Origin of the sequence: Primorskyibacter sp. S187A (assembly GCF_049800955.1) — a bacterium.
Taxonomy (GTDB): domain Bacteria; phylum Pseudomonadota; class Alphaproteobacteria; order Rhodobacterales; family Rhodobacteraceae; genus JAKVBH01.
In genome coordinates, this window is record NZ_JBNAGA010000001.1 from 798,912 (window position 1) to 812,552 (window position 13,641).

The 13,641-nt window shown below is 59.9% G+C and carries 13 protein-coding genes; 5 read left to right on the forward strand and 8 right to left on the reverse strand.

Going from position 1 to position 13,641, the window contains the following annotated elements:
* Positions 1–13 precede the first annotated feature (13 nt).
* A complete protein-coding gene (locus ACP15S_RS04100; RefSeq protein WP_425038303.1) occupies positions 14–1,039 on the reverse strand; it encodes an ABC transporter substrate-binding protein in 1,026 nt (341 codons plus the stop codon).
* Positions 1,040–1,100: 61 nt separating this feature from the next.
* Positions 1,101–1,583: an NUDIX hydrolase gene (locus tag ACP15S_RS04105; RefSeq protein ID WP_425038304.1), complete on the reverse strand. Its 483-nt coding sequence runs from the start codon at positions 1,581–1,583 to the stop codon at positions 1,101–1,103.
* Positions 1,584–1,974: 391 nt separating this feature from the next.
* On the opposite strand from ACP15S_RS04105, the gene phnD reads away from it, so the two are divergent.
* From phnD to phnE (ACP15S_RS04125), 4 genes are all read left to right on the forward strand, one after another.
* On the forward strand, positions 1,975–2,949 hold the full coding sequence (gene phnD, locus ACP15S_RS04110; protein WP_425038305.1) for a phosphate/phosphite/phosphonate ABC transporter substrate-binding protein: 975 nt from the start codon (positions 1,975–1,977) through the stop codon (positions 2,947–2,949).
* Between the two features lie 67 nt (positions 2,950–3,016).
* Complete coding sequence (gene phnC, locus ACP15S_RS04115; RefSeq protein WP_425038306.1) at positions 3,017–3,811, forward strand: phosphonate ABC transporter ATP-binding protein; 795 nt, start codon at positions 3,017–3,019, stop codon at positions 3,809–3,811.
* Positions 3,808–4,629 (forward strand): phosphonate ABC transporter, permease protein PhnE, encoded by an 822-nt coding sequence (gene phnE, locus ACP15S_RS04120; protein ID WP_425038307.1) that lies wholly within the window; start codon positions 3,808–3,810, stop codon positions 4,627–4,629. The genes phnC and phnE (ACP15S_RS04120) overlap by 4 nt, the downstream gene beginning before the upstream one ends.
* Positions 4,629–5,444 (forward strand): phosphonate ABC transporter, permease protein PhnE, encoded by an 816-nt coding sequence (gene phnE / locus ACP15S_RS04125; RefSeq protein WP_425038308.1) that lies wholly within the window; start codon positions 4,629–4,631, stop codon positions 5,442–5,444. The genes phnE (ACP15S_RS04120) and phnE (ACP15S_RS04125) overlap by 1 nt, the downstream gene beginning before the upstream one ends.
* A 58-nt stretch (positions 5,445–5,502) precedes the next feature.
* Here phnE (ACP15S_RS04125) and ACP15S_RS04130 read toward each other — a convergent pair whose 3' ends face one another.
* The 6 genes from ACP15S_RS04130 to ACP15S_RS04155 form a co-directional block, all read right to left on the reverse strand.
* Positions 5,503–6,141: a VPLPA-CTERM sorting domain-containing protein gene (locus tag ACP15S_RS04130; protein ID WP_425038309.1), complete on the reverse strand. Its 639-nt coding sequence runs from the start codon at positions 6,139–6,141 to the stop codon at positions 5,503–5,505.
* Between the two features lie 84 nt (positions 6,142–6,225).
* Positions 6,226–7,275: a hypothetical protein gene (locus tag ACP15S_RS04135; RefSeq protein ID WP_425038310.1), complete on the reverse strand. Its 1,050-nt coding sequence runs from the start codon at positions 7,273–7,275 to the stop codon at positions 6,226–6,228.
* Positions 7,276–7,342: 67 nt separating this feature from the next.
* Positions 7,343–9,172, reverse strand: coding sequence for a M3 family oligoendopeptidase (locus ACP15S_RS04140; protein WP_425038311.1), 1,830 nt, complete (start codon positions 9,170–9,172; stop codon positions 7,343–7,345).
* Between the two features lie 148 nt (positions 9,173–9,320).
* A complete protein-coding gene (locus ACP15S_RS04145; RefSeq protein WP_425038312.1) occupies positions 9,321–10,076 on the reverse strand; it encodes a VPLPA-CTERM sorting domain-containing protein in 756 nt (251 codons plus the stop codon).
* Positions 10,077–10,272: 196 nt separating this feature from the next.
* Complete coding sequence (locus ACP15S_RS04150) at positions 10,273–10,986, reverse strand: VPLPA-CTERM sorting domain-containing protein (RefSeq protein ID WP_425038313.1); 714 nt, start codon at positions 10,984–10,986, stop codon at positions 10,273–10,275.
* Positions 10,987–11,111: 125 nt separating this feature from the next.
* Positions 11,112–12,701, reverse strand: a complete 1,590-nt coding sequence (locus ACP15S_RS04155; RefSeq protein WP_425038314.1) for an ATP-dependent DNA ligase — start codon at positions 12,699–12,701, stop codon at positions 11,112–11,114.
* Between the two features lie 251 nt (positions 12,702–12,952).
* Between ACP15S_RS04155 and ACP15S_RS04160 the strand changes: the two genes are divergently transcribed.
* A complete protein-coding gene (locus tag ACP15S_RS04160) occupies positions 12,953–13,555 on the forward strand; it encodes a VPLPA-CTERM sorting domain-containing protein (protein WP_425038315.1) in 603 nt (200 codons plus the stop codon).
* Positions 13,556–13,641 lie beyond the last annotated feature (86 nt).

Genomic DNA, 13,641 nt, shown 5'->3' on the forward strand with positions numbered 1-13,641 from the left:
TTACGTGCGGCGCTTACTGCGGCAGGACCGAGACGTCTTCGTCCCATTTCTGGAGCAGACGCTTGCGCTCATCCGAGGAGCCGTACTTCTTGAAGTCATAATCAATCAGCTTGATCGTGCTCATGTCAGGCGCAGAGGGCGATGTTTCCGCCGCTTTGTTGGAGGGCACCTGGAAGGCGTTGACTTGCAGAGCAAGGTTTTGCGCTTCCGTGGACAGGGCCCAATCGTAGAACTTCTTGGCTTCCTCTTCATTGCGCGCGCCATCGATGATCGACATCGACCCGATCTCGTAGCCTGTGCCTTCGCAAGGCGCCACGACCTTGACGGGGAAGCCCGAGACCGCCTGTTTCACCGCGTCATGCATGAAGACGATGCCGATCGTGTTCTCGCCACGACCCGCCGCCTTGATGGGGGCCGAGCCCGACTTGGTGTATTGGTTTATGTTGGCGTGCAGATCTTTCATGAACTGAAAGCCGTCATCCTCGCCAAAGATCTGCACCATGGAGGCCAGCGTGGTGTAGGCTGTGCCCGAAGAATTGGGGTTCGCCATCTGGACGTGGCCTTTGTATTCGGGCTTCGTCAGATCTTTCCAGCAGCTGGGCTCGGGCAGGTTATTGGCCGCCAGAAGCTCAGTGTTGTAGCCATAGCCCAAAGCGCCGGAATAGATGCCGATGGTGCGGTTGCCCGCGCTTTCCGCCTGGCTGATCGCCCAGTCATGGAGCTGGTCGCGCATGGGCGAGAGATATTCCATCGTCAGGCCTTCTTCCGCTGCCTGCAGATGGGGATCGCCCGTGCCGCCCCACCAGACATCGCCCTTGGGGTTGGCGCTCTCGGCGCGGATCTGGGCGAAGGTCTCGCCCGAGGATTTGCGTGTCATGTTGACGTCGATGCCTGTGGCGTCCTCAAAGCTGCGCGCCATGAGCTGGCACCAGTCTTCCTGCGCCGAGCAGTAAAACGTCAGCTTGTCGGCCTGCGCAGCGCCCATGGACGCGGCAAAGGCAATCATCGAGCCTGCGGCGGTCATTGTGAGTTTTTTCATATTGTCCTCCCTGGATACTGAAAAAAGAACCCGGTTTGTCCGGGCTTGTGATGTCCGGCCTTCATGAGGCGCGGCTGAATGTGGTCTGCGTGTCGTCCTCGAACACCGTGAGCTTTTCCGGCTTCTTGGCAAGTTTGGTGAGCAGGTCTGTCAAGTCGCGTTCATTGACGAGCTTGGCCGCTTTGCTGAAGGAAAACCAGTGCCGCCTGCGCTGCTTGCGCTCTTTCCAGCGTTTTTTGAGCTTTTCGACGATCATGGGGTAAACGGTCACTTCGCAGCGCAGCTTGCTGCCGTCACTGAGCCGTTTCTTGTAATGATAGGTTCCGATGGGCTGGTCAGAGACAAACCCCACGGCGCCGGCTTCTTCCAGCGCTTCGATCTTGGCGGCATGCCATGGCTTCTTGCCATCCATGAGCCAGCCCTTTGGCATGACCCAGCGGCCCGTGTCGCGCGAAGTCACCATCAGGACCCGCAGCCGCCCTTTCTTGTCCCAGCGCACAGGAAGGGCCGCAATCTGCTGGGCTTGCGCGTCCGATTTGCTCATGCGGCCCCCTCGCACGCTTGGAGGGCGACACCCGTGCCGCACCCTTGCTGATAAGGGCAAATCACTTTGGTCCTGAAGCATGTCTGCGCGGTCAAATACTGCGGTCCCGTTGAAATTCCATGCAAACCTCAAAGGCTTGGCCTGTGATCCGGAGGCTCACACCGCTTGAAATTTTATGCAACAAAATAATTGTCTTTTCCGGTGAAAGCCCACAGCCTGACGCTGGGAGCGACTCAGGTGGTGGGAGATCATCCGGGGACATAACGACCAGCGTCTGTGCCTTGGCCACAACCGCCCGGCGCATGATGCGCAGCTTTAAAAAAACGTCATACGACACACGTATGCACCAAAACATCGGCCCGAAAACGGGCGAAACGTCAGGGAGACCAGAATGAAACTCGAACTCAAACTGCTTTTCGGAGCCTCCGCTATTGCCATGATGTCCGTGGGCACGAGCGTGGTCGCCGAGGATTGCCCGCGCGGCGATCTCGATGCGCGCTTCTGCGATGCCGATGGCGATCTCGTGGCTGATATTCCCACCGATCCCAGCGAGTTGGTGGACCCCGACACGCTGATCTTTGCTTACACACCTGTGGAAGATCCTGCCGTTTACGCGGCGGCGTGGTCGGACTTTATTGATCATTTGTCCGAGAAAACCGGCAAGGATGTGGTCTTCTTCCCCGTCCAGAGCAATGCCGCCCAGATCGAAGCCATGCGCTCGGGTCGTCTGCATGTTGCGGGCTTCAACACGGGTTCCAACCCGCTGGCCGTGAACTGCGCGGGCTTCCGCCCCTTCGCGCTGATGGCCGCGACCGATGGCAGCTTTGGCTATGAGATGGAAATCATCACCCATCCCGGCTCCGGCATCGAGAGCGTCGAGGACATCAAAGGCGGCCAGATGGCCTTCACCTCGCCCACGTCCAACTCCGGCTTCAAGGCGCCCTCCGCGATCCTGAAGGCAGAATACGGCATGGAAGCCGAGCGGGACTTCGAGCCCGTCTTCTCCGGCAAGCATGACAACTCGATCCTGGGCGTGGCCAATAAAGACTATCCGGCCGCCGCCATCGCCAACTCGGTCCTGCACCGGATGACATCGCGCGATGTGGTCTCGGAAGATCAGGTCATCTCGATCTACAAGTCGCAAACCTTCCCGACCACGGGCTATGGCACGGCGCACAATCTGACCCCGGAGCTGCAAGCGCAGATCAAGGACGCGTTCATCAACTTCCCATGGGAAGGCACATCGCTGGAAGAGGAATTCTCCAAATCCAACGAGGGCCAGTTCCTGCCGATGAACTACAAGGAGTTCTGGGCTGTGATCCGTCAGATCGATGCGGCCAACGGCGTCAGCTACGCCTGCGAATAAAGCTGTTCCATTGAACCTGAGGCAGGCCCGGACCGGGCCTGCCGTTTTGCCGTATTAGGGGCTATTCATGCTGCGCCTTCAAAAGCTTACCAAAACCTACAAAACCGGTGATCAAGCCCTCAAGGCGATTGATCTGGAGGTGCCCAAAGGCCAGGTTCTGGCACTGATCGGGCCCTCGGGGGCGGGCAAGTCCACGATGATCCGCTGCATCAACCGTCTGGTGGAACCCACCAGCGGGGCAGTGGTTCTGGGTGACACAGACCTGACAACGCTGGGCTCTGGCGCCCTGCGCCGCGCGCGCCGCGAGATGGGGATGATCTTTCAGGAATACGCCCTTGTTGAGCGCCTGAGCGTGATGGAAAACGTCCTTTCGGGTCGCTTGGGTTATGTGGGCTTCTGGCGGTCTTTCCTGCGCCGCTATCCGCAATCGGATGTGGATGAGGCCTTCCGCCTGCTGGACCGCGTGGGGCTCGTGCATATGGCGGACAAGCGCGCCGATGAGCTATCGGGTGGCCAGCGCCAACGTGTGGGCATCTGCCGCGCGCTTATTCAAAACCCCAAGCTGCTCTTGGTCGATGAGCCCACAGCCTCGCTCGATCCCAAGACCTCCCGCCAGATCATGCGCCTGATTACCGAGCTCTGTCAGGAGCGTGGCCTGGCCGCGATCATCAACATCCATGACGTCGCTCTGGCGCAGATGTTTGTCCCGCGCGTCGTCGGGTTGCGCTTTGGCGAGATCGTCTATGATGGCGGTCCCAACGGCCTCACGCCTGACAAGCTGACCGAGATCTACGGCGAGGAGGATTGGGAAGCCACGATTGAAAAGGTGGATGACGAAGAAGAGATCGAGGCCGCAGAATGAGCGACATCGACATCCGTCTCGAAGACAGGCTGGGCAAGCCCTGGCGCAAGCCTCCTTTCATCAAGAACGCCTCTCTGCGGCTGGCGCTGATCATTGGCTCCATCGCCTATCTGATCGCTGCCGTGAGCACGATCGAGGTTGATTGGGCGCGGGTCTATATCGGGTTGGAGCGGGGCGCGGCCTTTGTGCTGGCGTTCACCAGCCCGGATTTCACCTCCCGCGCGAGCGATATCTGGGCCGGGCTTTGGGAAAGCATCGTCATGACCGTCGCAGCCTCGGTTGTGGGCATCCTGATCTCGATCCCCATTGGCCTCGGTGCGGCGCGCAACATTGCGCCGCTGCCGGTCTATTATGTATGTCGGGGCATCGTCGCGATCAGCCGGGCGTTGCAGGAAATCATCGTTGCGATCCTGCTTGTGGCGATCTTCGGCTTCGGCCCGCTGGCCGGATTCCTGACGCTGTCTTTCGCAACAATTGGATTTCTTTCCAAGCTCTTGGCGGAAGATATTGAGGCGATGGATAAAGTGCAAGCGGAGGCCATCAAGGCCTCTGGAGCGCGCTGGATGCAATGGATCAACTACGGTGTGCAGCCGCAGGTCATGCCGCGTCTGGTGGGCCTGTCCATGTACCGGATCGACATCAATTTTCGCGAGAGCGCCATCCTCGGCCTCGTGGGCGCGGGCGGCATTGGGGCCACGCTCAATACCGCTTTTGACCGCTACGAATACGATACCGCTGCGGCCATCTTGATTCTCATTATCGGGATCGTCATGGCGCTGGAATATCTCTCGGGCATCATTCGGGCGAGGGTTCAATAATGCCGGTTCTTGAGCAAAATGGCGCAAAGGAATGGCGCCGTCGTACCCCGCGCGAAAGCCTCGTGCGTTGGTTCGGCTGGCTTCTGGGCGTCGCGGTCTTCCTGTTTTGCTGGCAGCGCATCTCGGACGCGACCACATGGTTCTTCGTCTGGGACGCGCCGCGCATCGCGGAGGACATCTGGACCCGCGCCACGCCGCCGCGCTGGGAATATATCACGCAGCTGGGCCGCCCGATCTGGGACACGCTCAACATCGCGACGCTGGGCACGATCATCGCGTTGTTCTTTGCGGTACCTGTCGCGTTTCTCGCGGCGCGTAACACGACGCCCTCTGCGCTGTTCGTGCGCCCCATCGCGCTTCTGATCATCGTCTCGACACGTTCGATCAACTCGCTGATCTGGGCGCTGCTGCTCATCGCAATCATCGGTCCGGGCGTCTTTGCGGGGGTCATCGCCATTGCGATCCGCTCCATCGGGTTCTGCGCCAAGCTGCTTTACGAGGCCATTGAGGAGATCGACACCACGCAGGTCGAAGCGATCACAGCGACGGGCGCCAGCCGGTGGCAGGTCATGGCCTACGGGATCGTGCCGCAGATCATGCCCGCTTTCGCCGGTGTTGCCGTCTTCCGGTGGGATATCAACATCCGCGAGAGCACCGTATTGGGCCTCGTGGGGGCAGGCGGGATTGGCTTGCAGCTCTCCGCCTCGCTCAACGTCTTGGCTTGGCCGCAGGTGAGCCTGATCCTGCTCGTGATCCTCGCCGCTGTCGTGCTGAGCGAATGGGTCTCCGCAAAAGTGCGCGGCGCGATTATCTAAACCGTGCCGCGCTCAGGTTGCGTTCGTCTCTGTCAGACGGACGTGCTGTCCGTGACACTTATGACCGGAGGCTGCGTCTCTTTAATCCCGCCAGGCCGAGGGCCCCTGCGAAAAGAAGCAAGGCGGATGCGGGCAGCGGGATAGGGGCGGTCACGTCTGTCTCGTAGGTGAGTGAAATATCATCCAACGTATAGTCATTGCCGCCGAAGCCGGAAGAAAGCTCAACGAATTGGAAGTCCAAGACACCGCTCAACGTGCTCGTCCACGTCGTTGAGACATCGACCCACGTATCCGAAGGAGCAACAACTGTGTAGTCAAGCAGTTCTACGCCGCCGATGCGAATGGACAAATTGGCGTCCGGGAATGTGCCGCTCCAATCCGCAATTGAAAAACCGAGCGTGTACTCCGTCCCGGAGGCAACGGTGACCTCTTGTTCCCAAGCGATTGAATCAACGTTGGGGTTGTTGTCACCGTTGATGACCATGAAGTAATCGCCAGAGCGCGGCGTCACGCCAAACGCACCTGTTGTCACGGCAAATTGTGCAAGGCCAGGTGAGTTTGCAACTTCGGTAAAGTCGCTGTCGAAATTGTCGCTTGTGCCGCTTTCGAAGCCACCGTCCGTGACAAGATCGACTGTCGCGGCAGCGACGGGTGATGCCAAAAGGAGGGGCAAGATGCCCAACGCTGTGAATTTCATAATGCAATCCTCATACCAAAAAGGCACCCAATCGTGGGTCAATTAACTGATTCGTGTCAATGTCTGGCGCCGCCGGCACCTGTTCTAGAACGGGAAGGGCACGATCCCGCCCGCGAAGGCTGTCAGGATCGGGGCGATGAGCGCAAAGCCCGCGCGCAGGTGATCACCCATGCCCTCCTTGAGGCTGTGCGACGCCATCCAGGCCTCAGGATCAAAGGCGTCTGGCTGCGCGTCCTGGCCGCGCGCGCCTTCTGCGAGGCGTCGCACGCGGAGGTTCAGGATCAGCGCCACGGGCAGGTAGAAGCTGAGGATCAGCAGGGTAAAATAGACGCCTGTGAAGAGCGCAGAGGCACGCACAAGCGATCCATACGCGCCCTGCGCGGCCTCCGCGATCAAAGGCATGGGCCAATTCATCCAAGCGGTCGCGTAGAACATCCCAAAGGTCAGAACGAGGCTTGAGAGGTAAAGCTGGTGACGCATGTCGCGCAGGTTCCCCGCCAGCCTCCGCGCGGCGGCGTCAGGCGTGTCAGACCGGCGCGCATCGAGGCAGAGGATCATGCCCACCACCAGCGCGCCCACGGAAAGCCCCGCAAGAAGGTTCACGATGTCCATCACCCCGCCAAAGAGCGCCACGCCGGGATTGGCCCCGCAAGCGCCAAGGAGAAAGCTGTCAGCGGCCGTTACGCAGCCCGTCACGCCGCCCCGCGCCAGCACTGCCTCAAAGAGTGGCGCACCAAGCTTGCCATAGGCCAGCGCGCCCGTGCCCTGCGGCCCGCTGGTCAAGGTTGGGATCAAGGCCAGCGTGATGACCAACAGCCAGACCGCAATCGCGCAGCGCCGTGTGGCCGAGGCCATGGGCCGCGCAAGGCGGATCACGAGAAGGCAAGAGGCTAGTAGCGTGATGCAGCCAAAGACCATGAACGCCGCAAGAAACCGCATCCGCCCGACGGCTTCCAGCCAATCATCGCCCGGGCGCAACAGATCGGCTGGCACGTCAAGCGCCCGGTCCATCATCTGGCCAGAGATCAGCGCCTCAAGGGCAAAAATGGCGATGGTAACCAGCACAATCAGGAAGTAGCGCGGCGCCACATGGTGCTGTGATCGAGGGGGAAAGGTGTTTTGCGTCAATGTCATGACGCCAGCCTATACGCATATCCGGGCTGCGCGAAGTCCTGAGATCGCGCAGCCGGGGGAGCGGGGATTAGTCCATCGCTTCCAATTCGTCGATAAAGCCTTCGATCATCGCCAGACCCTTGTGCCAGAAGGTCGGGTCGGAGGCATCAAGACCGAAGGGCGCGAGCAGGTCCTTGTGGTGCTTCGATCCGCCCGCCTTGAGCATGTCGAAATACTTCTCCTGAAAGCCCTCGGGGTTCTCCTCATAGACCGCGTAAAGCGCGTTCACGAGCCCGTCGCCAAAGGCATAGGCATAGACGTAGAACGGCGAATGCACGAAATGCGGGATATAGGCCCAGAAGGTCTCGTATCCTTCCACAAAGTCAAACGCCGGCCCGAGGCTCTCGGCCTGAACGGACATCCACAGCGCGTTGATATCCTCGGGCGTGAGCTCGCCACCCCGGCGGGCGTCATGCAGCTTACACTCGAAATCATAGAAGGCGATCTGGCGTACGACCGTGTTGATCATGTCCTCGACCTTGCCTGCGAGCATGACCTTGCGTTGGGCCTGATCCTTGGCGCCTTCCAGCATCTTGCGGAAGGTCAGCATCTCGCCGAAGACCGAGGCCGTTTCGGCCAGCGTGAGCGGCGTCGAGGACAGCATCTCGCCCTGGCCGGCGGCCAGCACCTGGTGCACGCCGTGGCCCAGCTCATGGGCCAGCGTCATCACATCGCGCGGTTTGCCGAGGTAGTTGAGCATCACATAGGGGTGCACATCCGTGACGGTGGGATGGGCAAAAGCGCCGGGCGCCTTGCCGGGCTTCACGCCCGCGTCAATCCAGCCCTTGGTGAAAAACGGCTCGGCGATGCGCGCCATCTCGGGGTCAAACCCGGCATAGGCCTCCATCACTGTCTTTTGCGCATCATCCCAGGAGACGACGCGGGTGTCCTCCATGGGCAGGGGCGCGTTGCGATCCCAGACCTGCATGCGCTCGAGCCCCAGCCACTTGCGCTTGAGCTCGTAATAGCGGTGCGACAGGCGCGGATAGGCCTCGACCACCGCATTGCGCAGCGCCTCGACGACTTCGGGTTCCACATGGTTCGACAGGTGCCGCCCCGATTGCGGGGTCGGCATGCCGCGCCAGCGATCGAGAATTTCCTTTTCCTTGGCCTGCGTATTGTGCACCCGCGCAAAGGTCTTGATGTTCTCGCCAAAGACGCGGGCCAGTTCGCGCGTCGCGGCCTCGCGGGTCTCACGATCCTGTTCGGTGAGCAGGTTCAGCGTGCCTTCGATATTGCGCTCCTCGCCCGCGACGGTGAAGCTCAGGCCCGCGATGGTCTCGTCAAAGAGCCGCTCCCAGGCATCGCCCACCACGCCCAGATCGTGCAGGAACTTCTCCAACTCGTCAGAAAGCTGGTAGGGCTTCATCGCGCGAATGCGGTCAAACACGGGCTTGTAACGCGCGAGATCGGCGTTCTGGTTCAGCAAACCATCGAGATGATCATCTTCCAGCCGGTTGAGCTCCAACGTGAAGAACACCAAGGGCGTGGTGAAATTCGTGATCGCCTCCTGCATGTCCGACATGAACTTGGCCCGCTCGCCATCGGTCGTCAGTTGGTAGTAGCGCAGACCCGCGAAAGACATGATCCGCCCGGCAATCGAGCTGATCCGCTCATTGCGCTGCACACATTCCAGCAGGCCTGCCGCATCCAGATCGCCCAGCTTGCCCTCGTAGTCGCTGGCAAAAGAGGCGCAGGCCTCTTCCAGCCAATCGAGATCGCGCTTGAGCTCGGGCGCATCCTCGCCTGTGTAGAGATCGGTCAGATCCCATTCCGGCAAATCGCCGAGATTGTCAGAACCGGATCCGGCATGTGCATCAAAAGTGCGGGAAGTGGCAGGGAAGGGCAGGTTGAGCATGAGATGTCCTGTGTTGCTTGTGCCAAGAGGTAAGGCGCAGGCCCGTGGGCCTCAACCCCCATATGGGGTAAATCAACGCGACCGGCCTCGCACAAAAGAAAACGCCCCGCGCGAGGCAGGGCGTTTTGCAGACAGTCTGATGTCTGGATCAGCCGCGCTTGCGCCGCATCGCGCCGAGACCGGCAAGACCCGCCAAAAGCAGAACCGCAGAAGCAGGCAGCGGCACAGGGGCCACAACAACGCCACGCTCGACCGCCATAAACGTCTGGTTGCCCGTCACCGTGCCGGCAAGGCCCGTACCGCCACTGACGCGCGAAGTTGCCGCGTAGGTGAAGCTACTGACGCCAGCCATCAAAGGGTCGGCCGAGATGTTCGTCGTGGTGTTGTAGCCTGTGTCGATGGTATCGACATCAATCGACAATGACGAGCCGATCTGGCCGAGCAGGCCATTGATGTTGATATTGGCGGTGTTGAAATCCGTGAACTCCCCGGCAAGAAGCGCAGTGCCGCCACCATCAAGGTAGCTTTCCAGAGCGGCTGCTTCGGATGCAGCAAAGGCATCGGTTGCATAAATCTGGACGAAGAGATCAACAGAATCAAGCAGAGCGCCGGTGATTGCCGTACCGCTTGAATACAGCGTCGACGTCACACCGCCCAGCGAGTCAAAAAAACCGTCGAGGGCGCTCGCCCCAGTGGTGGCTGGACTGTCGCCAATGATGGCAACATTTGTGCCTGCCCCCAGCAGATTTGAAAAAAACGTTTGGTTGCCAACGTTTTCGTTCGCGTCTCCGATACCCGTGGCATTGGCGATATTCGTATCGCCGACGACGACAAGCGTTGACGCGGAGGCCATTGACCCTGCGGCCAAAAGCGCCGCTGCGCATAAAGTATTAATGAGTTTCATGAGATAATCCTTTCGTGTCTCTGTCTGAGGTTACCCTTAGTTAACTTTACTGTGAAGGAGTAACTCGCGGCTCCGAACAGTTCTGTGCGCAACCATTGCCGCGTTCAAAGCCCGCCACTCGATCTTTCAAACCGGTAGATCATAAAAAAACGCCCCGCACGAGGCAGGGCGTTTTGCACAACTTCGGAGGTCTGGCTTAGCCGCGCTTGCGCCGCATTGCGCCCAGACCGGCCAAGCCACCAATCAGCAGCAGCGCCGATGCGGGCAGCGGCACGGGGGCCGTGACCACTTCACTGGCGATAAACGTCGTGCCGTTTGTGGTCGCGATCAGTGCCGTACCACCGGTGACGTTCGCTGTCGCGCCCAAGGTGAAGCTCGACATGCCTGCCGTCAGCGGATTCGCTGAAATGTTCGTGGTTACAGTATATCCAGTATCCAGTGACCCACTGCCGATGCTGATAGAACTACCCAGACCTGTCAGCAGACCATTGAGGAACGTGTTATCAGAAGCACAGCAAACGTCGTTGTCGCCCATGAGAAAGACGGTACCGCCATCGTCGAGAAACGTGCTCAGTGCTGCGACTTCAGAAGCCGCAAATGAATTGCTCGCGCCGGTTTGAACGAATACGTCAAGTCCGCTCAGCAATCCTGCATCGATTGTGGCATTCGCGGTTAAGGATGAGGTCACGCCCCCGAGGCCATTGTAAAAGTCGTTCAGTCGACCCGCACCCAAAAAGGTATATTCGTCGTTGATAGCGACGTTGGTGCCACTGCCGAGGATGTTGGTTAAAAACGTCTGGTTGTCTGCGTTGAAGGCTGCAATTCCTGCGTCGACCGGATCTGCGATATTGGCATCGCCCGAAACAATGAGCGTCGAAGCGGACGCAAATGAACCTGCCACGATGAACATGGCAGTATATAGGATTTTTGAACAGGTCATCGTAAACTCCTTGATGAATAGCGCGAGCCCACGTTTTTTTCATGTTTGAGTGAAGGCTCTTCGGGAAAGTTGTTTGGTCCATGCTTTTAGGGACTTCACCCATAGGTCTCCAGCATCGCCAGCAAATCCTCATAGGTATTCGCTTGATCCATCGGCTTGTCATGCCGCCAGCGCGACATGCGGGGAAAGCGCAGGGCGACGCCGGATTTGTGGCGCGGCGAGGCGTGGATGCCCTCGAAGGCAATCTCGAACACATGGTGCGGCGTGACCTGCCGGACCGGGCCAAACCGTTGCAGCGTGTTCTTCTTCACCCAAGCCGTGATCTCGCGGAACTCCTTGTCGGTTAACCCACTGTAGGCCTTGGTGAAGGGCACCAATTCATTGCCTTTGCGCACGGCGAAGGTGAAATCGGTGAAGAGATTGGCGCGCCGCCCGTGGCCTTGCTGCGCGTAGATCATCACCGCGTCGATGGTCAGCGGATCGAGCTTCCACTTCCACCAATCGCCCTTTTTGCGGCCCGAAAGATAGGGGCTGTCCGCGCGTTTGAGCATCACACCTTCGGCCATGTGATCGCGGGCTGTGGCGCGGGTCTCGCGCAGGGCGTCCCATGTCTCAAAGTTCAGCTGGGCGGGCAGATGAATGGGCGCGTCGGGTGGCAACCCCGAGACCAGCGTTTCAAGTTTCGCGCGCCTCTCGGAGAAAGTCGTCTCGCGCAGGTCTTGCCCGTCGTGTTCCAGAAGATCATAGGCGGCCAGCGCGACAGGGGCCTCGGCGAGCAGTTTCTTGGGAACGGTCTTGCGCCCGATCCGCTTTTGCAGCGCGTTGAAGGGCATGGGGCCGTCGGCATTCCAGGCCAGGATTTCGCCATCGAGCACGGTGCCCGAGGGCAGGAAATCGGTCAGACGGGCAAGCTCGGGAAAGCGGTCCGTCATCAGCTCTTCGCCGCGGGACCAGACGAAATGTTTGCCGCCGCGCAGGATGACTTGCCCGCGAATGCCGTCCCACTTCCATTCAGCGCGCCAATCACTGGGAGGGCCGAGGTCTTCCGGCGCGTCATCGAGCTGATAGGCGAGGTAGAACGGGTAGGGGCGCGACAGGTCTGCGCCCGTTTCGGCCTCGGTCAGATCGTGCCAGCTATGGGTCTCGGGCGACCATTGGCCCATCAGACGATGGGCCATTTCCGCCTCCTCGCGCTCAAGGGCGCGAGCGAGGGCGCGGGTCATGAGTTTCTGGCTGATCCCGATGCGAAAACCGCCGGTGATCAGCTTGTTGAACAAAAACCTCTCCACCGGCCCCAGCTGATCCCAGGCATCCTCGATGACAGCGCGCCGTGCATCAATGTCCTGTGGCGCCAGCGCCCGCAAGGTTTCGATCCAATGGGTGAGCCCGAGATCCGTCTCGCGGCTGTTCTCTGGCAGCACGAGCGCAATTGTTTCCGCCAGATCCCCCACGATCGGGTAGGCCTCCTCAAAGAGCCACAGCGGGATGCCCGCGCGCTCCGCCGCCCATGCGCGCAATTGGGTCGTCGTGACGGCCCGTTTGGGCCGCCGCCCCGTGAAGAGTGCGATGCACCAGAGCCTGTCCTGCTCAGGGGCATTCGTGAGGTACTGCGTCAGAGCATCGACCTTGCGCGTGGTTTTGGTGGTCTGATCGACCGCAGTGAAGAGGGCAGCGAAGTCTTTCATGGTGCAACCCCTCCAAGGTCTCTTGGCCCACGTTTATGGCGATCGTTAACACTCCATGGAAAAGTAGATCACTTCTTCCTCAAGCCTACCCCGCGCGACCGCAAGCACGCCCCCGCTGTTGTGTCTTTAGTCGATACAATCAGGACAACCGGCGGGTATTGTTTGCCGTCGAGGATGTAATGGTTAACACTTCGTTGACCCGCACAAATGTCATGGCTAGCCTGCATTTGTATATTGTGAAGGATGATACCATGAAACTACCTATCGTTTTAAGCGTTGCGCTGGGTCTTGCCGCTGGCGGTGCACATGCCGGAATAATTGATTTTGAAGGTGTCACGCCGACCGACTTCGGGGACCCGATCGACGTTGGAGACTTTCGTTTTGATTTCACAGCCTCTGGTTGGCTCATAGGCGATCTTGACGACGGCCTCACACCGGGTGAGGTGGGCAATGGCACCAATGTGCTCTACGCGTCTGGCGGCTCGCCGGTTTCCGTGACAATGACCCGCATCGACGGCGGTGCTTTTGATGTTTCTGCCCTTTCCGCGGCTGAGAGCACGGGTGGCACGGCGGATATCCTGAACGTGTCCGGCGCTTTCGCCCTTGGCGGATCCATCATGGATGATTTGGCGGTGACCAATGCGCATCAGAATTTCACGCTGAGCGGCTTCGTGGGCCTGTCGAGTCTGACATTTTCAACCGCCACCTCTGGCGCCTTTGGCGAGGTTGGCTTTGAGCTGGACAACATTAACACGATGGCTGTGACTGCGCCTGTACCGCTTCCGGCGGGAGGGATGTTGCTCCTGACAGGGCTGGGTGCCGTCGCGCTCACGCGTCGTAAGTCTAAAGCCTGAACTTGCTACGGCAGCTCGCCCTGCGCGGGCTGCCATGTTTCTGACCCTGTCTGGTGATACTCGCCTGGTGTTGGATGGGGGGCCGC

What these genes read in the sequence shown, in the direction of transcription:
- ACP15S_RS04100 (WP_425038303.1), bottom strand. Translation starts at nt 1,039, where the DNA reads ATGAAAAAACTCACAATGACCGCCGCAGGCTCGATGATTGCCTTTGCC.
- ACP15S_RS04105 (WP_425038304.1), bottom strand. Translation starts at nt 1,583, where the DNA reads ATGAGCAAATCGGACGCGCAAGCCCAGCAGATTGCGGCCCTTCCTGTG.
- phnD (WP_425038305.1), top strand. Translation starts at nt 1,975, where the DNA reads ATGAAACTCGAACTCAAACTGCTTTTCGGAGCCTCCGCTATTGCCATG.
- phnC (WP_425038306.1), top strand. Translation starts at nt 3,017, where the DNA reads ATGCTGCGCCTTCAAAAGCTTACCAAAACCTACAAAACCGGTGATCAA.
- phnE (WP_425038307.1), top strand. Translation starts at nt 3,808, where the DNA reads ATGAGCGACATCGACATCCGTCTCGAAGACAGGCTGGGCAAGCCCTGG.
- phnE (WP_425038308.1), top strand. Translation starts at nt 4,629, where the DNA reads ATGCCGGTTCTTGAGCAAAATGGCGCAAAGGAATGGCGCCGTCGTACC.
- ACP15S_RS04130 (WP_425038309.1), bottom strand. Translation starts at nt 6,141, where the DNA reads ATGAAATTCACAGCGTTGGGCATCTTGCCCCTCCTTTTGGCATCACCC.
- ACP15S_RS04135 (WP_425038310.1), bottom strand. Translation starts at nt 7,275, where the DNA reads ATGACATTGACGCAAAACACCTTTCCCCCTCGATCACAGCACCATGTG.
- ACP15S_RS04140 (WP_425038311.1), bottom strand. Translation starts at nt 9,172, where the DNA reads ATGCTCAACCTGCCCTTCCCTGCCACTTCCCGCACTTTTGATGCACAT.
- ACP15S_RS04145 (WP_425038312.1), bottom strand. Translation starts at nt 10,076, where the DNA reads ATGAAACTCATTAATACTTTATGCGCAGCGGCGCTTTTGGCCGCAGGG.
- ACP15S_RS04150 (WP_425038313.1), bottom strand. Translation starts at nt 10,986, where the DNA reads ATGTTCATCGTGGCAGGTTCATTTGCGTCCGCTTCGACGCTCATTGTT.
- ACP15S_RS04155 (WP_425038314.1), bottom strand. Translation starts at nt 12,701, where the DNA reads ATGAAAGACTTCGCTGCCCTCTTCACTGCGGTCGATCAGACCACCAAA.
- ACP15S_RS04160 (WP_425038315.1), top strand. Translation starts at nt 12,953, where the DNA reads ATGAAACTACCTATCGTTTTAAGCGTTGCGCTGGGTCTTGCCGCTGGC.